Origin of the sequence: Kineococcus aurantiacus (assembly GCF_013409345.1) — a bacterium.
In the GTDB taxonomy this organism is placed as follows: Bacteria; Actinomycetota; Actinomycetes; order Actinomycetales; family Kineococcaceae; genus Kineococcus; species Kineococcus aurantiacus.
In genome coordinates, this window is sequence record NZ_JACCBB010000001.1 from 4,177,913 (window position 1) to 4,200,283 (window position 22,371).

Annotated in this window: 20 protein-coding genes and 1 pseudogene; 12 read left to right on the forward strand and 9 right to left on the reverse strand. The window is 73.3% G+C overall.

The genetic code is table 11. The annotated features are described in order from the left end of the window. Positions 1–93 precede the first annotated feature (93 nt). Positions 94–516, forward strand: a complete 423-nt coding sequence (locus BJ968_RS19985) for a VOC family protein (protein ID WP_179754794.1) — start codon at positions 94–96, stop codon at positions 514–516. A gap of 97 nt (positions 517–613) precedes the next feature. Here BJ968_RS19985 and BJ968_RS19990 read toward each other — a convergent pair whose 3' ends face one another. After that, on the reverse strand, positions 614–760 hold the full coding sequence (locus BJ968_RS19990) for a DUF456 family protein (protein ID WP_218885194.1): 147 nt from the start codon (positions 758–760) through the stop codon (positions 614–616). A 1-nt stretch (position 761) separates the two neighbouring features. Here BJ968_RS19990 and BJ968_RS19995 point away from each other — a divergent pair. Further along, positions 762–917: pseudogene (locus tag BJ968_RS19995) on the forward strand (sigma factor-like helix-turn-helix DNA-binding protein); the annotation flags it as partial. Between the two features lie 644 nt (positions 918–1,561). On the opposite strand, the gene BJ968_RS20000 reads toward BJ968_RS19995, so the two are convergent. Together BJ968_RS20000 and BJ968_RS20005 are read right to left on the reverse strand one after the other, a co-directional pair. Then, positions 1,562–2,656: an ABC transporter ATP-binding protein gene (locus BJ968_RS20000; protein ID WP_218885195.1), complete on the reverse strand. Its 1,095-nt coding sequence runs from the start codon at positions 2,654–2,656 to the stop codon at positions 1,562–1,564. 107 nt (positions 2,657–2,763) lie between these two features. Next, positions 2,764–3,600 (reverse strand): ABC transporter permease, encoded by an 837-nt coding sequence (locus BJ968_RS20005; RefSeq protein WP_179754802.1) that lies wholly within the window; start codon positions 3,598–3,600, stop codon positions 2,764–2,766. Positions 3,601–3,697: 97 nt separating this feature from the next. Between BJ968_RS20005 and BJ968_RS20010 the strand changes: the two genes are divergently transcribed. Further along, complete coding sequence (locus tag BJ968_RS20010) at positions 3,698–4,966, forward strand: glycosyl hydrolase family 28-related protein (protein ID WP_179754804.1); 1,269 nt, start codon at positions 3,698–3,700, stop codon at positions 4,964–4,966. On the opposite strand, the gene BJ968_RS20015 is transcribed toward BJ968_RS20010, so the two are convergent. After that, the gene (locus BJ968_RS20015; protein ID WP_179754806.1) at positions 4,956–6,023 is read right to left on the reverse strand and encodes a glycosyltransferase; all 1,068 of its coding nucleotides are present in this window, start codon (positions 6,021–6,023) and stop codon (positions 4,956–4,958) included. The genes BJ968_RS20010 and BJ968_RS20015 overlap by 11 nt on opposite strands. 23 nt (positions 6,024–6,046) lie before the next feature. Between BJ968_RS20015 and BJ968_RS20020 the strand changes: the two genes are divergently transcribed. Further along, positions 6,047–6,745 (forward strand): methyltransferase domain-containing protein, encoded by a 699-nt coding sequence (locus BJ968_RS20020; protein WP_179754808.1) that lies wholly within the window; start codon positions 6,047–6,049, stop codon positions 6,743–6,745. Positions 6,746–6,767: 22 nt separating this feature from the next. On the opposite strand, the gene BJ968_RS20025 is transcribed toward BJ968_RS20020, so the two are convergent. Continuing rightward, positions 6,768–7,643: a glycosyltransferase family 2 protein gene (locus tag BJ968_RS20025; protein ID WP_179754810.1), complete on the reverse strand. Its 876-nt coding sequence runs from the start codon at positions 7,641–7,643 to the stop codon at positions 6,768–6,770. Beyond that, the gene (locus tag BJ968_RS20030; RefSeq protein ID WP_179754812.1) at positions 7,640–8,629 is read right to left on the reverse strand and encodes a hypothetical protein; all 990 of its coding nucleotides are present in this window, start codon (positions 8,627–8,629) and stop codon (positions 7,640–7,642) included. The genes BJ968_RS20025 and BJ968_RS20030 overlap by 4 nt, the downstream gene beginning before the upstream one ends. A gap of 457 nt (positions 8,630–9,086) precedes the next feature. On the opposite strand from BJ968_RS20030, the gene BJ968_RS20035 reads away from it, so the two are divergent. From BJ968_RS20035 to BJ968_RS20045, 3 genes are read left to right on the forward strand one after another with little or no spacing between them, the layout of a single operon-like run. Next, positions 9,087–9,752: a hypothetical protein gene (locus tag BJ968_RS20035; RefSeq protein ID WP_179754814.1), complete on the forward strand. Its 666-nt coding sequence runs from the start codon at positions 9,087–9,089 to the stop codon at positions 9,750–9,752. After that, positions 9,749–11,062: an oligosaccharide repeat unit polymerase gene (locus BJ968_RS20040; RefSeq protein WP_179754816.1), complete on the forward strand. Its 1,314-nt coding sequence runs from the start codon at positions 9,749–9,751 to the stop codon at positions 11,060–11,062. Before BJ968_RS20035 ends, BJ968_RS20040 begins: the two co-directional genes overlap by 4 nt. Beyond that, positions 11,059–12,156 carry a glycosyltransferase gene (locus BJ968_RS20045; protein WP_218885196.1) on the forward strand — a complete coding sequence of 366 codons (1,098 nt, stop codon included), beginning with the start codon at positions 11,059–11,061 and terminating at the stop codon, positions 12,154–12,156. The genes BJ968_RS20040 and BJ968_RS20045 overlap by 4 nt, the downstream gene beginning before the upstream one ends. A gap of 16 nt (positions 12,157–12,172) precedes the next feature. On the opposite strand, the gene BJ968_RS26955 is transcribed toward BJ968_RS20045, so the two are convergent. Beyond that, positions 12,173–14,476 (reverse strand): glycosyltransferase, encoded by a 2,304-nt coding sequence (locus tag BJ968_RS26955; protein WP_179754818.1) that lies wholly within the window; start codon positions 14,474–14,476, stop codon positions 12,173–12,175. A gap of 68 nt (positions 14,477–14,544) precedes the next feature. On the opposite strand from BJ968_RS26955, the gene BJ968_RS20055 reads away from it, so the two are divergent. The 4 genes from BJ968_RS20055 (at position 14,545) to BJ968_RS20070 (ending at position 19,237) form a co-directional block, all read left to right on the forward strand. Further along, a complete protein-coding gene (locus BJ968_RS20055; RefSeq protein WP_179754820.1) occupies positions 14,545–15,486 on the forward strand; it encodes a polysaccharide deacetylase family protein in 942 nt (313 codons plus the stop codon). 14 nt (positions 15,487–15,500) lie between these two features. Continuing rightward, the gene (locus BJ968_RS20060; RefSeq protein WP_218885197.1) at positions 15,501–16,472 is read left to right on the forward strand and encodes a glycosyltransferase family 2 protein; all 972 of its coding nucleotides are present in this window, start codon (positions 15,501–15,503) and stop codon (positions 16,470–16,472) included. A 24-nt stretch (positions 16,473–16,496) separates the two neighbouring features. After that, a complete protein-coding gene (locus BJ968_RS20065) occupies positions 16,497–17,609 on the forward strand; it encodes a glycosyltransferase (RefSeq protein ID WP_179754824.1) in 1,113 nt (370 codons plus the stop codon). A 287-nt stretch (positions 17,610–17,896) separates the two neighbouring features. Next, entirely contained in the window at positions 17,897–19,237 is a 1,341-nt protein-coding gene (locus BJ968_RS20070) for a sugar transferase (RefSeq protein ID WP_218885198.1), read from the forward strand. A gap of 6 nt (positions 19,238–19,243) precedes the next feature. On the opposite strand, the gene BJ968_RS20075 is transcribed toward BJ968_RS20070, so the two are convergent. Both BJ968_RS20075 and BJ968_RS20080 read right to left on the reverse strand, forming a co-directional pair. Next, entirely contained in the window at positions 19,244–19,738 is a 495-nt protein-coding gene (locus tag BJ968_RS20075) for a DUF456 family protein (protein WP_179754826.1), read from the reverse strand. A gap of 39 nt (positions 19,739–19,777) precedes the next feature. Next, complete coding sequence (locus tag BJ968_RS20080) at positions 19,778–20,014, reverse strand: DUF7455 domain-containing protein (protein ID WP_179754828.1); 237 nt, start codon at positions 20,012–20,014, stop codon at positions 19,778–19,780. A 214-nt stretch (positions 20,015–20,228) separates the two neighbouring features. Here BJ968_RS20080 and BJ968_RS20085 point away from each other — a divergent pair, with 214 nt between their 5' ends. Further along, positions 20,229–22,328, forward strand: a complete 2,100-nt coding sequence (locus BJ968_RS20085; RefSeq protein ID WP_179754830.1) for a DNA gyrase subunit B — start codon at positions 20,229–20,231, stop codon at positions 22,326–22,328. The last annotated feature ends 43 nt before the right edge of the window (positions 22,329–22,371 follow it).

The following is a 22,371-nucleotide window of genomic DNA, read 5'->3' on the forward strand; positions in this document are numbered from 1 at the left end:
GGCCGCAGAAGAGGCCAGGACCTGACCGCCACCCCCGGCAGAGTTCCTCCTGACCCCGGGACAGACCCGGCGGCCGAACCGGAGGAGCCCACCGTGAGCACCGTCACCACCACCCACCTGAACTTCCGCGGCGAGGCCGGCGAGGCCCTGGCGTTCTACGGCGACGTCTTCGGCGCGGAGCCGACGCTCGTCACCTACGGGCAGGCGCACGACCCGCAGGGGGAACCGGGGCACGTCCTGTGGGGCGAGGTGCGCAGCCCGGGCGGCTTCCACGTCATGGCCTACGACGTCCAGACCGACCGGGACTTCGACCCGGGCGTGCACGCGGTCTACGTCTCGCTGCGCTGCGGGAGCGCCGAGGAGGTCGAGGCGGCCTACACGGGGCTCGCCCGCGGGGCCCGGCACGTCCGGACCCCGCTGGGGCCGTCGCCGTTCTCCCCGCTGTACGGCATGCTCACCGACCGGTTCGGGGTGACCTGGGTGATCGACCAGGCCGTGGCCTTCAGCGCAGGCTGAGCGCCCCGACGGCCCAGACGATCGCGGCGAGCGTCCCGGCGCCCGCCTCGATCGCCACGCCGAGCCCGACGTTCTTCAGGGCCACGACGGTCGAGCGCTAGGCCGAGCGCGCCCGGTGCGGGCCCCGGCCGGTCCCGGCCAGCTCGCCGAGGAAGACGCCGAGCACGAAGCCCAGCGGCAGTCCCACGACGGGGACGGCGAAGAACCCCACGACGCCGAGGACCGCGCCGAGCAGGAGGGGCAAGCGTCTTGGGCTGACCGACGGCCCGCCCAAGATGTTCGACGAGATCGGCATGGTCTATGGCGCGACCCGCGAGCGGATCCGCCAGATCGAGTCCAGGACGATGTTGAGGCGACGCCACCCGTCGCGCTCGCAAGTCCTGCGGGACTACCTGGACTGACCGCCCGCAGCCCCGCACTACTCGGTCGGATCCTTCTGATCGAGTAGTGCGGGCTAGCTCGTTCAACCTCAGCTGGGACCCGTACCTGCTACTCGAGCCGGGGCGACGGCCACCAACGTCTCAGGTGCACATCGCGCGTCAGGACGGCGTGGGCTGCGACGATCGAGCGTTTGCCGATCGTCACCTCCCGAGGACCGCGGCCTTTGACCTCATCCAGAAGTGATCATCGCTGCAGCTCGTCTCGGACCCGGTGGCTTACGTCGTCCTGCACGGTCACCCGTCCCCCGACCGCGACGTCGCGATCCACCGGTGGGACGACAGTCGCAGTGCATCGTCGGCGAAACCGCTGCCGAGCGCAGGATGTCCTCCCCGTGCACGCAGACGTGGATGTCCGTGTAGACCGACACGTCCTTCTCGACTTCGAAGCAACCCCCCGTCAGGACGACCAATGGCGATCGGGGTAAGCCGGCTGTCACCCTCGGGCAGGCTCTAGGTCGAACTGACCGCGGACTGGACCACCCCACGGGCCGCGGTCAGTCCGCCGCCGCAGTCAAGCCACACACGTGCACACGGCATCACCCTCCGCAACAGCCCACGCGCCCTGCCACCGAGAATGCAAGTGGTGGAGCGGGGGACGGGGAACGTCACGCTCCGACGTCTCGGGGGCGCAGAGTCACGGGCAGTTCCAGGGCCACCACCCGCGCCGGCCGCCCCTGGTCGCTGCCGTGGACGGTGAACGGGACGAGGGAAGGTTCGTCGAGCATGTCGCTGTACGGGGTGCCCAGCCACAACCCCAAGGTGTGCTCACCCACGTTCAGCACCGGCGGAATCAGCATCCTCAGCCGGTACCGGCCCGGCAGCCGCCGGGCGACCTGGTCACGATCCAAGGCCTCATCGAGCAGGCGCACCCCGGATGCCGTGGTCACGATGACCGCCGCGTCCAGGTCGCGCACCTCCTCCGACAGTGTCAGGTCCACTTCGACCGTGGTGCTGGTGTCCCGCAGCACCGGGTCCCCGGCAACCCCGCCCTCCGGAGTCAGTCGCACGGCCTCCACCCGCACCGGACCGCGCTCGAGCAGTCCCGTTCCACCCTCGGCGCTCGCCAGCCCTGAGGCGAGGTACCGGCGCACGATCTGTCGGGTGGGACCCTCCTCGCGCACCTGCCCGGCATCCAGCCACAACGACCGCTCGCACAACCGGCTGAGCGCTTCCAGGTCGTGGCTGACGAACACCACGGTGCGGCCCTCGGCCTCGGCCTCGGCCATCCGGCCCAGGCAGCGGCGCTGGAACTCCGCATCCCCGACGGCCAGGATCTCGTCGACGACGAGGATGTCCGGTTCGAGGTGCGCGGCGACTGCGAAGGCCAGGCGTAAGTACATGCCGCTGGAGTAGCGCTTGACCGGGGTGTCCAGGAAGCGCTCCACCCCGGCGAACTCCACGATGGAGTCGAACCGCCGGATGATGTCGCGCCGGCCCATCCCCAGGATCGCCCCGTTGAGCAGGACGTTCTCGCGTCCGCTGAGTTCGGGGTGGAAGCCGGTGCCGACCTCCAGCAGGGCTGCCACCCGTCCGCGCGTGCGGGAGACCCCCAGGGTGGGGGAGGTGATGCGGGCCAGGATCTTCAAGATCGTGCTCTTGCCGGCCCCGTTGCGACCCACGATTCCCAAGGACTGGCCGCTGGACAGCTCGAAGTCGACGTCCCGCAGCGACCACAGCTCCCGCGTGGTGGGGGCGGGCACTCCGCGCAAGCGGCCTGCGGCGGCCGAGATCGCCTCCCGAGCCGTCGTCCCACTGCGCCCCAGCACGTACCGCTTGCTGACTCCGCGGAACTCGACGCGGTCGGCCATCAGACCACATCCGCGAAGGATCGCTCGGCGCGCTGGAAGTACCAGCTGCCGCTGAGGAAGAGCGCCAGGGCGACCGGGACGGAGACGGCCAGCTGCCAGCCCGGCCAGGGGGTCCCCAGCAAGGACCAGCGGCCGAGCTCGACGACCCCTGCCACGGGGTTGACCACGTAGACCCAACGGACTCCCTCGGGCAGGGAGCCCGAGGAGTACGCCACCGGGCTGGCGAAGAGCCACAGCTGCATGACCGGGCCCAGGGCGTGCTTGACGTCGCGGTAGCGCACGTTGAGGGCCGACAGCCACAGGCACACCCCCAGGGCCGTCACCACCAGCAGCAGCAGCCACGCCGGCAGCGCCAGCAGGTTCCACGTCGGGGGTTGCCGGTACACGACGGCCAACACTGCGAGCAGTGCCAGGCCAACGCCGAGGTCGACCAGCGGGGGCAGCAAGGCGGACGCGGGAGCCGCGAGCCGGGGGAAGTGCACCTTCGTGATGAGCGAGGCGTTGTCGACGAGGACGAGGCTGCCCTGGCTGACGACGGCGGCGAAGTACGTCCAGGTGACGAGACCAGCCATCGCGAAGACGGGGTAGGGGATGCCATCGGTCGCGGTGCGGGCGACGTGGTGGAAGACGAGCGTGAAGACGAGCACGGCGGCCGCGGGTTGCGCTGCAGCCCACACGACTCCCAGGACGGCCTGCTTGTAGCGCACCCGCAGGTCGCGCAACGCGAAGAAGCCGATGAGTTCGCGCGCCGACCAGAGCTCCCGCAGCGGGCGGAACGAGCGCTTGAGGTCCGGCGAGTTCTCCGTCCACTCGACACCGGGGGCTGCAGTGGGCACCTCAGCACCCTAGCCGCGCCGGCCCGGACCGCTCGTCCAGGCGGCTGAGTTGCTGCCAGGGCTCCAGTCGGCGTCCCGGGGCGCCGAGGTTCTCAGCATGCGCCGTGCCTGCCTGGTCACCATCCTGGTCCTCGTGGGCCTGATCTCGAGCGTCCCGGCGGCCGCCGCCACCGCAGCCGCCCCAGTGGCCGCCTCCAGCGCGACCCCGACGACCGGCACGGCTGCACGCACGCTCTCGCCGTTGACCTTCGGTGCCCGCGGTGACGGTGTCACCGACGACACGGCGGCCCTGCAGCACGCCCTCGACGCCCTGCGGGCCGGAGACACGCTCGCGCTGCCGGCCGGGCGCACCTTCCGCCACACCGATGTCCTGCGCATCGGCGTGGCCGGGGTGCGAGTGACCGGTCCGGGCGTGCTGCTGGCCACCGCGGAGTCCCGCTCGGCCGTCCTCGTGGCCGCCGACCGGGTCGTCCTGGACGGGGGGCTGGTCCTGCGCGCAGGCCCCACCACTCGGCGCTGGGACGCCTTTGAGCAGATGAAGCTGCGCATCGCCGCCAACGGGGTCGTCGTGCGCCGGGTCACCGTGGAGGGCGCCGCCGCTGCTGGCGTCTACGTCGGCACCGGCGCCCACGACTTCCTCCTGGAGGACGTCGTGGTCCGCGGCACCCGTGCCGACGGCATCCACATCACCGGTGGAGCTCACGACGGCGTCGTGCGCCGGCCCGTCGTGCAGCGCAGCGGGGACGACGGCGTGGCGGTCGTGTCCTACCAGGGCGACGGCGTCCCGGTGCGCCGGGTGCTGGTGGACTCCCCCAACGTCTCCGACACCACCTGGGGGCGAGGGGTGACCGTGGTGGGCGGCGAGGACATCACCTACCGCGACGTCACCGTCCGCCGTTCCAACGCCGCCGCCGTCTACATCGCCTCCGAAGGGGCTCCCTACTTCACGTTCGCCCCGCGCCGGGTGACCGTGGAGGGAGCCTTGCTGGAAGGCGCGAACATCAACGCATCGGTCGGCCACGGCGCCGTCCTGGTGTACGCGGGGCGTCCCAACCACTCGCCGTCCCAGATCTCCCTGTCCTCGGTCACCGTCCGCAGCACCCGCACCACGGCCCCTTGGCAGGTCGGGGTCGTCGGCGAGCGGGGGAGCTCGGTGCAGGACCTCCGTTTCGCCCGGTTCGACGTCCACGGAGCCCCCGCGCCCTTCAGCAGCAACCTCGGGACGGCCGCGTGCTCGCTCGTCGGCTGGACGGTCAACGGCAGCGCGGTCGCCGACACGCTGTCGGCCACCACCCCGGCCGTGCCCGCTGCCGCGACCGTCCGGGGCGGCAGTCGCACCCTGCGCAGCGCCCCTCTCACGCGCTGAGGCCGACGACCCGCCGGTAGAGCCCGTCGTAGCGCCTCGCCATGGCGGTGACCGAGAACAGCTCGTCCGCTCGAACCCTGGCTCGGGTCGCCAGCCGGGCCCGCAGACCGGGGTCGTCCAGCAGCGTGCGGCACGCTCCGGCCAGGGCGACGGCGTCGCCGGCGGGGACCAGCAGACCGGTCTGCCCGTCCAGGACCGCCTCCGGGATGCCGCCGACCCGGCTGGCCACCACGGGGACACCGCCGTGCATCGCCTCCAGCACGACCAGCGGCAGGGCCTCGAACCGGGAGGGAACTACCAGGACGTCGACGTCGCTGAGCAGGTCCGCCGCGTCAGGCACACGGCCGCGGAAGCGCACCCGGTCGGTCAACCCCAGCGCCGCGGCCTGCTGCTGCAGGTCCGCGCAGCCAGACCCTTCGCCGGCCACGTGCAGTTCCACTCCCGGCAGGGCGGTCAGTGCCTCGAGCAGGACGTCGACCCCCTTCTGCGGCTCCAGTCGGGCCAGCACGCCCAGCGCGGGCCGCCGCACCTGCGGCGCGGGCCGCACGCGAGGAACCGGGACGCCATTGGGGATGGCCAGCACGGATCCCGGACGCAACCCGCCCAGCTGCTCGACCGCCCGGGCGGAGGAGGCGCTGACCGAGACCCGGGCTGCCGCCCACGTCGTCACCAGGCGTTGCAGGCTCCGGCCGCGCCACGTCAGGCCGGGGGTGGGCAGGTGGTCGACCAGGACGCTGGGCACTCGTGCCGCGGCTGCGGCAAGCAGCACCGGACGGCAGCTGGTGAAGGCGGTGAGGTTGACGTGCAGGACGTCGGGACGCTGCGCGTGCAACACCCGCAACGTCCCGGCCGGACCCGGGGCGGGCACGGCCCAGCGGACCGGGGTGCCGGCGCACACGGCGCGCAGCACGGACGGGGAGCTGCCCAAGACGGAGACCTCGACGTCGTCGGGCAGTCCTCGCAGCAGGTGCTGCAGGAAGACCTCCGCGCCCCCCAGCACTTGCGCGTCGGTCGCCACCGACAACCGGTAGGCGGGCCGGTTCCCCCGAGGTCGCACCGTCGCAGGCTACTGTCGACAGGGTGCTGAAGCAGGAGTTGCGTCGTGCCAAGTCAGCCCTGGGCCGCCGTTCGGTCGCCCGGTCCGCGCTCGCCCGGCGGGTGACCCTGCTGCTGCGCTCGGTGGACCTGCGGCGCGCCGACCCGCTCAGCGAGTGGGGGTTCGAGCGCGGGACGCCCGTCGACCGCTTCTACATCGAACGGTTCCTCCAGGAACAACGGGAGCACGTCCACGGCCGCGTCCTGGAGGTCAAGGAGGACCAGTACGCGACCGCGTCGGGAGCCTCGGCCGTGGACGTCCTGGACATCGACCCCGCCAACCCGCTGGCCACGGTCGTCGGAGACCTCTGCGACGAGGTGACCTTGGCCGCGGGCACCTACGACGCAGCAGTGGTGACCCAGACGCTGCAGTACGTCCCCGACCCGCGCGCCGCCCTGCGCAACCTGTTGGTGGCCCTGCGGCCGCAGGGCCGGCTGCTCGTCACCGTCCCCTGCTTGAGCCGGCTGGCCGGGGAGGGCGACCGCTGGCGCTGGACGGCGCGGGGGTTCAGCGACCTGGTCGCGGCGGCGGGCGGGGCCGGGGACGTCCGGGCCGTCGGCAACGGCGCGGCCGCGCGGGCTTTCTTGCTGGGGGCCGCGGCCGAGGAGCTGCCGCGCGCGACGCTGCTGACCGACGACCCCGAGGTGCCGCTGCTGGTCACCGCGGTCCTGCACCGCGCCTGAGCATCTGCCACCGGTCCGTCAGTCACTGCCAGCGCTGCGTGCTCCCCGGCAGGACGCGGCCGAGGAGCCCCTCCACGCGGCCGACCGAGCGGGCGATGGCCAGCCGCAGCGACAGTCGCAGGTCGGGGTCGTGCGAGGCCGGGTGCAGCCAGGGCCCGGCCACCGTCCGCCAGCGCACCAGCGAAGAGTAGGGGTGCGAGCGGTAGACGTGCCCCGTTCCCCGGGCGTAGGCGCGGTGCTTGCGCACCAGGGCGTCGGGGGCCAGGGAGCGACGCTCTCCGGGGCCGTCCACCTCCAGGTCCGGCCGGCTCAGAACGCGCCCGCCCGCCGACATCAGGCGCAGCAGCAGGTCCGTGCCTTCCCCGGACTGCCAGGGCGTGGGGGCCCCCGTGCCGAGGTCGGCCCGGAACCCGCCGACGGCGTCGAAGGCCGCGGCCCGGATGAACATGGACGGTTCGATCGCCCGCCAGACCGACCGGTCGTCCAGGGCCGTGCCCGCGGGGGGCAGCTGGAAGCGGGGGGTGCCCTGCTCCACCAGGGTGCACGCCACGGCGACCACGTCAGGTGCTCGGAACGCCGCAGCCACGGCCCCCAGGGTGCCGGCGGGCAGGCTGCTGTCGTCATTGGGGAAGCCCAGGACCTCGGCGCGCCCGAGCAGCGCGCGGACGGCGTCGTTGCGCCCCGCCGAGGCACCGCCCTCGCTGGGCACCACGCGCAGCTCGTACGGCGGGTCGACCGGACCAGTCGGCAGCTTCGTCCCGGGCGGTGACTGGTCGGCCACCGCGACGGCCACCGGGGGCACGAGCGACTCCGCCGCCGACCGCAGCAACCCGGCCAGCGCCGGGCGGCCGATGGTGGTGATCGCCAGGCCGACGGTCGGCAGTTCCGCGCCGCTCACGTGGCCCTGCGCAGCAGTACGACGTAGGTCACGGCCAGCAGCACCTCGGCGGCGGCCAGACCGGCCACTGCACCGTCGAGCCCATCCACCAGACCCCCCACGACCAGCATCGACAGTGCGAGCCCCGCAGCGATCACGTCCAGCACGCCGATGCGGTGTGCCGACAGCAGCGGGATGAGGAGCATAGCTCCGATGGAACTGACGGCCAGGGCTGCGCGCTGCGTGGTCATCAGGGGCAGGATCTCCAGGACGAGGGGGGTGACCGGTCCCAGGAAGACGCGGAGGAGCCCCTCGGGCGCGAGGGCCAGCACCAGCCCGTTGAGCCCGGCGACCGCGGCACCGAGCGCCGCCCCGCGCGAGTACGCGCGGCGGGGGGCGCTGCTGCCCTGCGTGAGCAGGGTCTGAGAGGCCACTCCGATGAGAAGGTTCGTGCCGCCGAACGCCAGTTCCCCTGCGCGGTAGACGCTCGTGGCGGTGTAGCCCGCTGTCGCCGAGAGCACGACCGGGATGCTCTGCACGAGGGCGACCCCGGCGCTCACCCCGACGACGTAGGGCCACCAGGAGCCGCGGCGGGGGCCCCACCACTCCCGGGCGCCGGACCAGGACAGTTTTCGGTCACGCATCAGCAGCAACCCCGTGAGGGCGACGAGCAGCAGCGCGGCGAACGGGGCGAGCACCACCCAACGGCTCGGCAACCAGGGAGCCGCGGCGGCCACCAGGACGGCCTGGCCGGCGTACGCCACTGCCAGGTGCACCCCCGCCGGACGGGCCCCGTCGAGGAAGACACGTCGCCAGTAGGAGCTTTCCACCAGCATGACGGCTGGTAAGCCCAGGGCCGCACCCGTGAGGGCGAGCTGCGTCAGCCCGCTGGTGATCGAGGCCGCTGCCGCAACCACCACCGCCAGCAGCAGCGTGGCCAACAGGGCCGCGGACTGCGCCAGTGGGGCGGCGCGTCGGCGCCCGTCCTCGTCGGTCAGCGCTGCCATCGGCTTGCCGATCATGGCAGGTGCCAGCGCAGCAGGGGCCGAGCACACGGCGGTCGCGAGGGCGAGCGCTCCCAGTTCCGACGCGCTGCACCGGTTGGCGGCGACAGCGAAGACACCTACGGAGACGAGGCGTGAGGTGGCTTGAGGGAGGAGAACCCACGCGCCAGCGCGCACACGCACTCCTCCCCGTTGGCACGGTCGGACGATTAGAACCAGGATGATCGCAGACCAGTATGGCGGTGTGCATGCATTGTGCGCGTCCACGACTTCCGGTCATGGACGGCGACCGGACCGCCTACGCTGGTGAGTGCTGTCGCCGGTTCCGCCGGCCGGATCGACACCCGAAGGGACCACGGTGACGCAGACACCTCCGGAGGCGGGGCTCGACGGGCAGCGAGGGGCGACCGGGGTGGGTACTCCTCGGCGGGGGCCGGCGCGCTGGGCACTCCCCGTTCTCGTGCTGGCCGTCCTCGGCGCCCTCGTCGGTGTCGTCGTGGGCGCTGTGCGTGTCCCAAACCCGCAAGCCGTGGCTCGAGTCCTTCTAGCATCCGACCCGACCCTGCCGGGGGAGCAGGAGGCCGCCGCCGAACCCGACCGCTTCATCCAGACGCAACTGCTGCTCATCGCTAGCCCGGACGTCCTGACCGCTGTGCGCGACCGCGTCGGGGACGACACCGTCCACGACCTCGGCGCGACCCAGGTCGGGGTCACCGACGTCATCGAGGTCAGCGCGTCCGCGCCGACGGCGGCAACCGCCCGCGATGCGGTGACCGCGGCCCTGGCCGTCTACGACGAGCGCCGCGCGGCCGAACTCACGGTCCGCGCAGACGCGATCTCCGGCGTCCTGGACGACCAGCTGGCCGCCCTCGCCGCGGCCTCCGGCGGCACCGACCCGGCTGGGACGGAAGCCAGCAGGCTGCTGGCCGAGCGCAACGAGCTGGCGCTGGCTGCGGATTCGGCGACCGTCGGTTCCACCGTGGTGCAGGCCCCGGTGGTGGTCGAGACCAGCCGGTGGGGTGGGGCCGCACGCGCCGGGGTCACCGGCTTGGTGCTCGGCGCGCTGCTGGGACTCCTGTTCGCGCTCGCGCGGGCCCGGTCCGGCGGTGCGGCACGCGAGGGGTGAGCGCCGCGGACGGGCGGGCGGGCGTGTGGTGGCTCTCCCCGGCGGGCGCGGTCCTCTTGGTCGTACCGGCCACGCTGGTTCTCGCCGTCTTCTTCGACGACGCGTACTTCCGGCAGAGCTGGGGCACGCCGAAGGTGCTGACGCCGGCGACGGCGTGGCTGTTCGCCCTGGGGGCGGCACTGTTCTGCCTCGGGGCGCTGTGGCCGCTCCTGCGAAGCCCGGCCTCCGCAGCTGGCGGCTGGCCACAGCTCACCGCAGCGCAGCGGTCCCGGCTCCGCCGCGCCGCGACGGTCGTGTTCCGGCTGACGGTGGTGGGGTATCTGGCCATGGCGGCGGCCGGGGTGGCACGAGGGGCCCGGCCGGCTCAGCTGCTGACGGTGCTGACCGACCAGGACGCCTTCGACTCGACCCTGCGGTTGCAGTTCGCCCCCGTCACGGGGGTGACGACGTTGACCCAGCTCGGCATCGCCTACGTCGTCCTGGCTGCTGTTCTGCTGTCCAGCGGCCGTGACCGGGGCTTGGAGCTCCGGTTGGCCCTGGTCCTCTTCCTGGCGCTGCTGCGCACCTACTTCCTCACCGAGCGGCTGGCCGTCCTCGAACTGCTCATCCCGCTGGTCGCCGTGGCTGCCCTGGCGATCTCGTACCGGGCCGGACGGATTCCAGCGCGACTGGTCCAGTTGGCCCCCTTCCTGCTGGTCCCGGCGGTCGTGGCCGTCTTCAGCGCCTTCGAGTACTCCCGCAGCTGGGTGTTCTACTCCCAGCACCGCGGCGGGTCGTTCGTGCAGTTCGCCTTGGACCGGCTGGCTGGTTACTACGGCACGGCCTACAACAACGGGCAGCTGGCCCTGCTGCATGACGAGGGCGGGAGCGTCCCCTACGGCAGCATCGAAGGCTTCTGGACGGCGCCGGGGATCGCTCAGCTGCACCTGTACACCCTGCTGACCGGACGCTCCGAACCCGACGACTTCTCCACCCTGCTGCAGCAGTACGGAAACCCGGAGTTCAACAGCCCGGGCGGGGTCGCGATCCCCTTCCTGGACTACGGGACCGTCGGGGGTCTGGCCTTCTTCCTGGTGGTGGGCAGCCTGCTGGGCCTGGCCTACCGTGCCTGCTGCGACGGACACCTCCTGGCCGTCCTGCTGTACCCCGTGCTCGCGACGGGGTTGTTCGAGATGCCGCGGTACCTGTACTGGGGTCAGGGTCGCGTCCTGCCGACGCTCCTGGCGCTGCTCCTGACCTGGTGGTACGTCAGCCGGGCCCGGCCGCCCCGTCCCACGTCCCCGCGACCGACCCTGAGGAGCACGACGTGAACCGCCCGCTGACCTGGTTGATGCTCGCGACCCACGTCCCGGCGTCCGGTGCGGGCGGCGGCATCGTGCGGTACACGGTCGGGCTGGCGCGTGCGCTGGACGCCCGGCCCGACGTCGAGGTGTCGGTGCTGGCCGAACCGGCGGCGCGGCCCTTCTTCACCGACCTCCTGGGCGATCCGCGGCGGGTGCACGTCGTGCCCGCGGCTCCCACGCCGGTGCGGTCGCTGGCCGAGCGGGCCGGGGTGTTGCCGGCCTTCCACCGCGACGTCGACGTCGTGCACGGCACCAAGCACCTGCTGCCGCGCTGGGGCCGCGGCCGGCGGGTGCTGACCGTCCACGACATGCTGCCCCTGGACCGGCCGCACGAGTTCGGCACGCTGAAGCGGCGCCTCCTGACCGGTCCGTACCTGGCTTCGGTGCGCCAGGCCGAGACCGTCGTCTGCGTCAGCGCGGCCACCCGGGAACGGCTGGTGCACCACGTCCCCTCGGTCGCGGACCGGACCGCCGTCGTCCCGCTGGCGGCCTCACCGGCACTGCTGTCGGCCGACCCCGTCCCGGTCCCCGCCCTGGTGGGTCGGGAGTTCGCGGTGGTCGTCGGGGACCCGTCGCCGCGCAAGAACCTGGGTTTCCTCGTCGACCTGTGGCCCGAGGTGGTCCGCCGGCGGCCCGGTGCGGTCCTGGCGGTGGTGGGGCCGCCCAGCTGGGGCCCCACCCGGACGGGGCAGGAGCACAGTCGGCTGGTCGCCCGTGGGGACCTGGCGGCGCTGGGGTTCCTCTCCGACGCCGAGCTGCGCTGGTGCTACGAGAACGCCACCGTCGTCCTGTGCCCCAGCCTGGCCGAGGGGTTCGGGTTGCCCGCCGCTGAGGCGCTCGCGCTGGGGGCGCCACTGATCACCTCCGAGGACCCCGCGCTGCGGGAGGTCGCCGGGCCGGGGGCGGTCCACGTGCCCGGGACCGACGCCGCGGGGTGGGCGGAGGCCGTGGTCACCGCCTTCGCCGCCCCCCGGGTACCGCGACGCGCACCCGAGCGGGTGCGCAGCTGGGACGACGTGGCTTTGGAGACCCTGCGGACCGTCGTGCCGACTGCCCGCTGAGGAGCCTGCCGGGTGGTCAGGTCCCGGTGCTCCCGGCGGGCGGGCCGGTGTCCTCGGTCGGCAGACCCAAGTGCCGGCGGGCGACGCGCTGCACGGCAGCGCGCGCGACCTCCGGGCGGTAGCGCTGCTCGTGCAAGCGCTGCGCGGCCTCGGCCAGCCGGGTGCCCAGCCCTTCCTCCTGCAGGACGCGACGGCAGGCTTCGGCCATCTCCCCGGGCGTGTTCCCGTGCAGCAGGTGCACCCCGTCCAGCGCGTCGAGCCCCTCGCTGCCCAGGCGCGTGCTCACCACGGGGACCCCGTGGGCGAACGCCTCGAGGACCTTGACGCGGGTCCCTCCCCCGTAGCGGACGGGGACGAGCGCCACGTCGGCCCCGGCCAGTTCCGCGTCGATGTCCTCGACGTCCCCGACGACCTCCACCCCCGGCAGCCCGTTCAGGTCGGCCAGCAGGTCCACACCGCCCCGGCCCACCAGCCGCAGCCGGGTGCCGGGCACGAGCTCGCGCACCAGGGGCAGGACGCGGGTGGCGGCGTGCACGGCCGCGTCCACGTTCGGGGGGTAGTGGTACGTGCCGACGACGAGCAGGACGGGCCGCTCGGGGAGCGGCCGGGCTGGTCGCGGCTGCGCGGGTGGGGGGTAGGAGTTGGGCACCACCTCGGTGCGGGGCCCGGCGACGCGGGTCCTGTCGAGGTCGCTGCAGACGACCACGGTGTCGGCGATCCGCCGGACGCGCTCCTCCACGGCGGCCCACAGCGGCCGCTCGACGCGACGCTGCCAGCGCACGGCCCGGCGGGTGGTGGGGGAGTCCGCGGGCAGCGCCAGGAACGAGCGCAGCTTGGCGGTCTCCACGTCGTCCATGTCGACGACGGTGCGGCACCCGCGCAGGGTCCGGCCCAGGCTGACCGCGTGGTCGGAGTAGCCGAACCACACCAGGTCGTAGCGCTGGTCGCGCAGCGGTCGCAGGGCGCGTCGAGCCACGCCCCAGCGCACGACGGCGATCTGCCACGGAACCACCCGCACCGCGGAGGCGAGCATCCCCGGCAGCCGGCGCCGCGGCCCGGCGTCGACCTGGAGCACCGTGGCGACGCGCACCCCGGGCGGCAGCGGTCGCGGCACGGGGGGCCCGGCGAACAGGACGGCGACGTCGAGGTCGACGCCGGGCAGGTCCGCCAGGGCCCGCAGCGTCGTGGAGCAACGCAGGCGCTTGCCGCCGTCAGCGGGCCAGGGTCGGTCGGGCAGGGTGAGCAGGACCCTGGGCCGCCGCGGGGCGGGTGCGGCGGCCGGTGGCTCAGGAGCGGTTGTGCGCGGCAGCCTCACGTCGCCGGGACCGATCCAGGTGCGGGTGTCGCGGTGCGACTGCACGCGGCCGACGAGCCCGGGGGCGACGCCGGCCAGGCCCGCGATCGCCCGGGACCGGACCGGTTGCCCGGTGTCGGTGAGCACCCGCCAAGCGGCCGCGCGCGTCGCGGGGCCCTGGGTGGCGAGCCGGGACTTCAGCCGGTACCGGGCGGCCTGCCGGTCCTGCTCGCGAGCAGTGCCCTCGGCCGTGACCCGCTCCGCCGCGGTGAGAGGGAGCTCGTGCAGCCGCCGACGCAGAAACGTTGCGATCGACGAGGCCATGGCACCGCGGTCCGAGCTCAAGCTGCCCTCGTGCAGGTGGTAGCGGGCCAGTGGCTCAGGGACCAGGCCGAGCCGGGCACCGGCGAAGGCCATCCGGATCCAGCAGTCCCAGTCGGTGGCGTGCCGGACGGCCGGGTCGAAGCCGCCGACGGCCAGGAAAGCCTCCCGGCGCACCACCACGTGCCCGAAGACGAAGTTGCGCTCCAGCAGCTTCCGCCGCTGGTCCTCCCACGCGAAGGGGTAGTGCGGTCCGTACCAGCGGCCCAGCACGCGGCCGTCGTGAACGAGCTGGGCGTCGGTGGTGACCAGGTCCAGCTCGGGTCGTCTCGTCAGCAGGTCCCGCACGGCCTGCAGCCGGCCGGGCAGCCACTCGTCGTCGGCGTCCAGGACGGCCACCCACGGGGAGGTCGCGGTGCGGACCGCGGTGTTCTTGGCCGCGGCCTCGCCCTGGTTGGTCCGGTGCCGCACGAGCCGCACGGCCGGGCCGAAGGAAGCGGCCACCGTCGCGCTGGCGTCCTTGGAGCCGTCGTCGCAGACGACCACCTCCGCGGGCGGCGGGTCTTGGGCCAAAGCCGATCGGATCGCCCGGGCCAGGTGTTGTTCCGCGTCGTGGCAGGCGATGACGACTGAGATCGCGAGAGGGTCTTGGCCCGCGGTGGCCGGTGCGGCCGCCCCGTCGTTAGTGTGGGCGGTCTTCGACACGCAGTGATCCTAAGCGCCGCCGACCCCGGGAGCCCCCTGTGACGCCGAGCTTGCCGGGCCTGTCCGCTGTGCTCGCACGGCGGCCGCGCTGGCCCCAGCGGTTCCGCGCGCGGGGCGCCAACGTCGTGGTGCTCTACCACCGCATCGCCGACGACCCGCAAGACGCGGCCGGCATGACGGTCCCTCCTGAGCTGTTCGCGCGGCAGGTCGCCGCGCTGGCGGAGCGCTTCGACATCGTCCCGGCGGCGCAGGTGCACCGGGTGGGCCCGCGGCCCGCTGCCGCGATCACCTTCGACGACGGGTACGCCGACAACGACGAGGTCGCGCTGCCGCTGCTGCGGCGCCTGGGGCTGCCGGCCACGCTTTTCGTGGTCAGCGGTGTACTGGACGACCCTCAGGAGTTCTGGTGGGATCGGCTCGAGCATCTGGTCCTGGAGCGCCTGCCGGCGCACGGGGTGCGGGTGGTGGTGGGGCGCCGCCCGTTCGCGCTGCCGTTGTCGGGCGGGTCGGAGCGCACCCGGTCCCTGCAGCGGCTGAGCACTGCGCTGATGACGCGGCACCGCTCGGAGATCGAGCGGGTGCTGGCCGAGCTGGAGCGTCGGGCCGGTCCTCCCGATCCTGGTCCCTGCCGCCGGCACGCGAGGGTGCCGGCTCACCGGCTCGCCGCGCTCGCAGCGGAGCCCCTCCTGGAGATCGGCTCGCACACCTGCACCCACGCCGCGCTGGGTCGGCTGTCGCGGGCGGCCAGCGGCCGGGAGCTGCGGGACAGCCGCGAGCGGTTGCACGAGGTCCTGGGGCACCGGCCCCGGCTGCTGGCCTACCCCTTCGGAGCGCCCGGCACGGTGCGCCGGCGTGAAGCGGCCGAGGCTCGCCGGGCCGGGTACGAGCGGGCGTTCGTCAACGTCACGGGGCCGGCGGAGGGGGCTGACCCGTTCGCTGTGCCGCGGGTGAGCGTGGGCCGCTGGGAACCGCAGCAGTTCCTCGCGGCGCTGACCAGGTGGTCGCGGTGACAGGGGGAGTCGCGGTGGGCGGACGCTGGCCCTACCTGGCTCCCGCCGGGGTGGAAGTGACCCGTCCTGACCGGCTCACCGTGGGCGTCCTCGTCACGGCGTGCAACGTGGCCGAGCACCTGCCGCAGGCGCTGGCCTCGATCGCCGCGCAGACCCGCGCTCCCGAGCAGGTGGTCGTGTGCGACGACGCTTCCGACGACGACGTGGCGGCGGCTGTGGCCCCCTTCGCCGACCGTGTGGAGCTGGTGCGGCGTGCGGTGCGTGGCGGTGAGGGGGCGGCCAAGAACACCGCGCTGGCGGCGTTGGTGACCGACCTGGTCGTGGTGCTCGACGGCGACGACACCATGAGCCCGCACCGGCTGGAGGCCGTGGCCCAGGTGGCCGAGGTGCGGCCGGACCTGGCGATCGTCACGACGGCCTGGGAGGAATTCGGTCCGGCCGCCGACGGGTCCTGGTCGCTGGCCGACCACTTCCCGGTGCAGGATCAGCGGACGCAGATCCTGCGCTGGAACTTCCTGCCGGCCCCAGCCCTGCGCCGGCGCGAGCTGCTGGCGGCCGGTGGTTTCGCCGAGGACTTGCGGTACGGCCCGGACTGGGAGTGCTACGCGCGGATGTTCCTGCGCGGGGCGCGTGCGGGGCTGGTGCCCTCCCCGCTGTACGGGTACCGCCGGTGGAACGGGCAGCAGACCGCTGACCGCGACCGTGTGCTGCGTGGCCGGGTCGAGGTGGTTCGGCGCATCGCGGCGCAGGACCTGCTGACGGACGCCGACCGCCGCACTCTGCGCGGCACGCTGGCCGGTGCCCGGTACGACCGCTGGGTGGCGCGTCTGCCCCAGGCGGACCGGCGTGAGGCGGCCGCGCTGCTGACCGGGGCCGGAACGAGCGTGCGTCGGCGGGTCCTGGCCGGTGCAGGCTTGATCCACCCCCCGCTGGCCGCGGTCCTGGCCCAACGGGTCGCGCCGGGGCGCCGCGTGGGCGCCCGGTGATCGTCGAGTCACGAGGAGGAAGCCGTGCGGGTGCTGCACGTGACCCAGCCGACCGTCGCCGGGGTCCCGGTCGTGGTGCGGCAGCTGGTGGCTGACCAGCTCGCGCACGGGTTGCAGGTCGTGGTGGCCTCCCCGCAGGAGGGGGATCTGCCGGGTTGGCTGGCCCACGACGGGGTGGAGTACCGGCCTTGGGCGGCGACGCGGTCCCCCGGCCCGGCGGTGGTGGGGGAGGTGGCCCGGTTGCGGGCTCTCGTCGCGGACGTCGACCCGGATCTGGTCCACCTGCACAGCGCGAAGGCGGGGCTGGCCGGACGGCTCGCCGTCCGTGGGCGGCGGCCCACGGTCTTCCAGCCGCACGCGTGGTCGTTCGAGGCCGTCGAGGGGCTGGTGGGGGCGGCGAGCCTGCGCTGGGAGCGTTTCGCCGTCCGTTGGACCTCGCTGACGGTGTGCGTGAGCGAGGACGAGCGGCGCCGTGGGGAGGCGGTAGGGGTGCGTGGTGCGACCGTGGTGGTGCCCAACGGGATCGACGTCCGGGCGCTCGTGCCGGCCGGGGAGACCGAGCGTGCCGCGGCCCGCGCCGAGCTGGGGTTGCCGGCCGGGCCGCTGATCGTCTGCGTGGGGCGGCTGGCGCGGCAGAAGGGCCAGGACCTGCTGCTGCGGGCTCTGCCCGCCGTTCGCTCAGTGGTGCCGGGGTCCCGTCTGGTCCTCGTCGGGGACGGTCCGGACGCCGACGTGCTGCGGGTTGCAGCGCCGGAGGACGTCGTGTTCGCCGGTCACCGCCATGACGTGCGGCGCTGGCTGGTCGCGGCCGACGTCGTCGCGCTGCCCAGTCGGTGGGAGGCCGGGCTGCCGCTGGTGGCGATGGAGGCGATGGCCTTGGCGCGCTCCGTGGTCTCCACGCGGGTGGCCGGTGTCGCCGAGCTGCTGCCGGGAGCCGGGGCGGTGGTGGAGCTGGAGGACGTCACGGGTTTGGCGGAGGCCATCGCCGCCCGGCTCGCCAACCCGACCGTCGCCGCGGCGGAAGGCGCTCACGGCCGCCGCACGGTCGAGGAGCAGCGTGACGTCGTGCGCACGGCAAGACGCGTCCGGCAGGCGTACCAGCAGGCCGTGAGCGTGTCGGCCACAAGCGCCCAGTGACGGTCTGTTGATAGATCCTTGCGCTCAGTGAATGTGAGCAAGTCGTGCAGCTGGATGTGGGGGTTTCGGCCTGCTCGGTGAGGACCTTGTGCCTACAGTTGTTGAACGGCGCAGGATCCACCAGGGACCCGGGCACGGACTGCCGGCTCGGGGCGCCGAATCACTCCAGCTTCAGGGGGCGATGGATGGCCGACGGTGAGACGAGGTCCGTGGGAACCGGGGTCAGCGAGCAGGAGGTCCCGGTGGGAGAACCGGTTCCGGCGGCCCGAACGTTCGATCCGCGGGCTTTGCGCCCTCGCTTCCTCAAGGGACCGGTCGGGCCTTACCTGCTGTTGGGGGACCTGGCCGCCTTCGCCGTCTCAGCGTTGGCCAGCGGGGTGTTCGCCCCCGTCCAAGCGGTTGCCCTGGTCGCAGTGGTCGTGTGCTTCTGGGTGTTCGGGCTGTACCGCTCACGCCTGTCGTTGTCGCTGCTGGACGACCTGCCCTACTTGCTGGCTGGCGCCGTCCTGTGCCTGACCACTGAGCTCTCGCTGTCGGCGCTGCTCCTGGAACCGCGTCCCCGCTTGGACGCCGTCGAGCAGTCCCTGGTCTTGCTGCTGGGGGTCCTGGTGCTCCGGCGGCTGGCCTACACCGTGGTCAAGACGGCCCGCCAGATGGGGCTGGTCCGCCACGCTGCCCTCGTCCTGGGGGCTGGCAACGTGGGTGAGCGGCTCGTCGCCGACCTGCAGGCGCACCGGGAGTACGGCGTCGACCCGGTGGGTTTCGTCGACTCGCTGCCCCGGCGCGACCCCGAGCTCCTGCCGGCCCCCCTGCTGGGCGGGTATGCAGAACTGGCTGAACTCATCGAGGACTTCGCGGTCCGGGTCGTCGTGGTCGCCTTCGGCAACCGGCGCGAGGCCGACCTGGTCGACATCCTTCGCACCTGCGACCGCTTGGACTGCGAGATCTTCGTAGTACCCCGCCTGTTCGAGGTGCATACGACCACCCGTGACACCGACCAGGTCTGGGGTCTGCCTCTCGTCCGGGTTCGGCGGGCGCCGTTCCGCACCTTCAGCTGGCAGATCAAGCGGGCCGTCGACGTCGCGCTCTCCGGTGCCGCTCTGCTGGCGCTGTCGCCTGTGATGCTGGCGTGCGCGCTGGCCGTGCGGTTCGAAGGGGGCCCTGGGATCATCTTCCGGCAGGTCCGGGTCGGTCTGGACGGGTCCCCGTTCGAGGTGCTGAAGTTCCGCTCGCTGAAACCGGTGGACGACACCGAGTCGGCGACGAACTGGAACATCAAGCACGACGACCGCCTCGGCCCGGTCGGCCGTTTCCTGCGCAAGTCCTCCCTCGACGAGCTCCCGCAACTGTGGAACATCCTGCGCGGCGACATGAGCTTGGTCGGACCCCGGCCCGAACGACCGCACTTCGTCGACGAGTTCACTGCCCGCGTCCCGCGCTACATGGCTCGGCACCGGGTGCCAGCCGGTCTGACCGGCTGGGCGCAGGTCCACGGTCTGCGGGGGGACACCTCGATCGAGGACCGGGCCAGCTTCGACAACTACTACATCGAGAACTGGTCGCTCTGGGGCGATCTGAAGATCATGGCCCGTACGATCAGCCAGGTCGTGGGGGCTCGCGGCGGCTGAGCGCGCTCAGCGCAGGCTGAGCGCCCCGACGGCCCAGACGATCGCGGCGAGCGTCCCGGCGCCCGCCTCGATCGCCACGCCGAGCCCGACGTTCTTCAGGGCCACGACGGTCGAGCGCCAAGCCGAGCGCCCCCGGTCCGGGCCCCGGCCGGTCCCGGCCAGCTCGCCGAGGAAGACGCCGAGCACGAAGCCCAGCGGCAGCCCCACGACGGGGACGGCGAAGAACCCCACGACGCCCAGGACCGCGCCGAGCAGGAGGGTGGTGCGGCGGATGCCGGCGCGGGTCATGCGCCGGCCGGGCAGCAGGTACATCGCGACCTGGCCGGCGGCCAGGACCAGCGCGGACCCGGCGAAGAACCACCACGCGGCGCCGCCCTCGACGAGCGCCCACGCGAGGGTCGCCACGGCGATCAGGACGGTGCCGGGCAGCACCGGGACGACGACGCCGACGAGCCCGACGGCGATCGCCAGCGCGACGACGACGAGCCCGGCGTCACCCACGGTGACGCCGGGCTCGCCGGTGGAACGGGTCGATCTCGATCAGCGCTCGTCGGGCGCCGCGGTCGACGACGTGGCCGCGAGCTTCTGCGACTCGTCGTGGACGTGGGCGCCCGCGGCGCGCAGGGCCTGGCCGTGCTCGCGGCCGTGGTGAGCGCAGAAGAGGAGCTCACCACCGGCGGAGAGCACGACCCGCACGTAGGCCTGGGCACCGCACCGGTCGCACCGGTCCGAGGCGGTCATGGGGGCGTTGCTGAGGGTGGTCGTGGCGGTGGTCATCCGCGCGGCTCCTTCCGGGTCGTGCACGCTGGCGGGCAGCTGCTGCTCCCACCGGACACTCTTCCCCAACCCGCGGCGCCCCGCGCGCGTTCCCACGCCGTCGGAGCAACGCGTTCGCTCGTAGCGGAGGTGGTCTCGGTCACACGGCCCGCGTCGCGGGCCCCGCCGCGCGCCGCCGGCCCGGTGCCGCCGCCGTGCCCCGTAGGCTTCCGGGGTGACTCCGCCCCGTTCGCCGTCCGCCGGTCCCGCCGGTGCCGAGGACAAGTACACCGCCGCCAACCTGCTCGTCCTCGAGGGGCTCGAGGCGGTCCGCAAGCGCCCCGGCATGTACATCGGCTCGACCGACTCGCGCGGTCTCATGCACTGCCTGTGGGAGATCATCGACAACTCCGTCGACGAGGCGCTGGGCGGTCACTGCTCCTCCATCACCGTGGTCCTGCACGCCGACGGCTCCGTGGAGGTCCACGACGACGGTCGCGGCATCCCCGTCGACGTCGAGCGGCGCACGGGCCTGTCGGGCGTGGAGGTCGTCTTCACCCACCTGCACGCCGGCGGCAAGTTCGGCGGCGGGTCGTACTCGGCCTCGGGGGGCCTGCACGGCGTGGGGGCCAGCGTCGTCAACGCGCTGAGCTCGCGGCTGGACGTCCAGGTCGACCGCGGCGGCAAGACGTACGCCACGAGCTTCCGGCGCGGGGCTCCCGGCCGCTACGCCGGCGAGGGCCCGGACGCGCCGTTCACCCCGGCCACGGGCCTGGAGGTCGTGGGCCGCGCCAAGCGCGGGGTCACGGGCACCCGGGTGCGGTACTGGGCCGACACGCAGGTCTTCCTCAAGGACGCGAAGTTCTCCTACGAGGACCTCACGGCCCGCGCCCGCCAGACGTCCTTCCTCGTCCCGGGGCTGCGGATCGTGCTGCGCGACGAGCGGTCGGGGGAGGCGGTCGAGGAGGTCTTCCAGCACGACGGCGGGATCGGCGAGTACGCCGACTTCCTCACCCCCGACGCACCGGTCACGAGCGTGTGGCGCCTGCAGGGCGAGGACGTCTTCACCGAGACGGTCCCCGTCCTGGACGACTCCGGGCACATGGACATGCAGGACGTCGAGCGCCGCTGCGCCGTCGACGTCGCGCTGCGCTGGGGCACCGGCTACGACCAGACGGTCCGCTCGTTCGTCAACATCATCGCCACGCCCAAGGGCGGCTCGCACCTGTCCGGCTTCGAGCAGGGCCTGTTCGCGGCCGTGAAGAAGCAGGTTGACGCCCAGGCGCGCCGGCTGAAGGTGGGCAAGGACGAGAAGCTGGAGAAGGACGACATCCTCGCCGGCATGACGGCCGTGGTGACCGTCCGGCTGGCCGAGCCGCAGTTCGAGGGGCAGACCAAGGAGGTCCTGGGGACCGCGGCCGTGCGGGCCATCGTCCGCAAGGTGGTGGAGAACCAGCTGGGGGAGATCCTCACCAGCCCCGGGCGGGACCAGAAGGCGCAGGCCACGGCGGTGCTGGACAAGGTCGTCACGGAGATGAAGTCGCGCATCTCGGCGCGGCTGCACAAGGAGACCCAGCGCCGCAAGAACGCGCTGGAGAGCTCCTCGCTGCCGCCGAAGCTGAAGGACTGCCGCTCCGACGACGTCACCAACACCGAGCTGTTCCTCGTCGAGGGCGACTCGGCGCTGGGCACGGCCATGGGGGCGCGCGACTCGGAGTACCAGGCGCTGCTGCCGTTGCGGGGCAAGATCCTCAACGTCCAGAAGGCGTCCGTGACGGACATGCTGAAGAACGCCGAGTGCGCCTCGATCATCCAGGTGGTGGGCGGGGGGTCGGGCCGCAGCTTCGACCTCGACGCGGTGCGCTACGGCAAGGTCGTGCTCATGACGGACGCGGACGTGGACGGCGCGCACATCCGCACGCTGCTGCTGACGCTGTTCTTCCGGTACATGCGCCCGCTCATCGACGCGGGCCGGGTCTTCGCGGCCGTCCCGCCGCTGCACCGGCTCGAGGTGACGCAGGCCGGGAAGAAGGGCAAGGAGGTGGTCTACACGTACTCCGACGCCGAGCTGCGCCGCGTCACGGCCGACCTGGCCCGGCGCGGCCGCACCTACCGGGAGCCGCAGCGCTACAAGGGGCTGGGGGAGATGGACGAGGACCAGCTGGCCGAGACGACGATGGAGCGTCAGCACCGCACCCTGCGCCGGGTGACGGTGTCGGACGGCGCGGCGGCCGAGCGGGTCTTCGAGCTGCTCATGGGCAACGACGTCGCCCCGCGCAAGGACTTCATCATCGCCGGCGCCGAGGGCATCGACCGGGACCGCATCGACGCCTGAGCCGCTGCGGCACCGCACGAGACCCCGGCCCGGGTGACGGGGC

What these genes read in the sequence shown, in the direction of transcription:
- BJ968_RS20010 (WP_179754804.1), top strand. Translation starts at nt 3,698, where the DNA reads ATGCGCCGTGCCTGCCTGGTCACCATCCTGGTCCTCGTGGGCCTGATC.
- BJ968_RS20030 (WP_179754812.1), bottom strand. Translation starts at nt 8,629, where the DNA reads ATGGCAGCGCTGACCGACGAGGACGGGCGCCGACGCGCCGCCCCACTG.
- BJ968_RS20080 (WP_179754828.1), bottom strand. Translation starts at nt 20,014, where the DNA reads ATGACCACCGCCACGACCACCCTCAGCAACGCCCCCATGACCGCCTCG.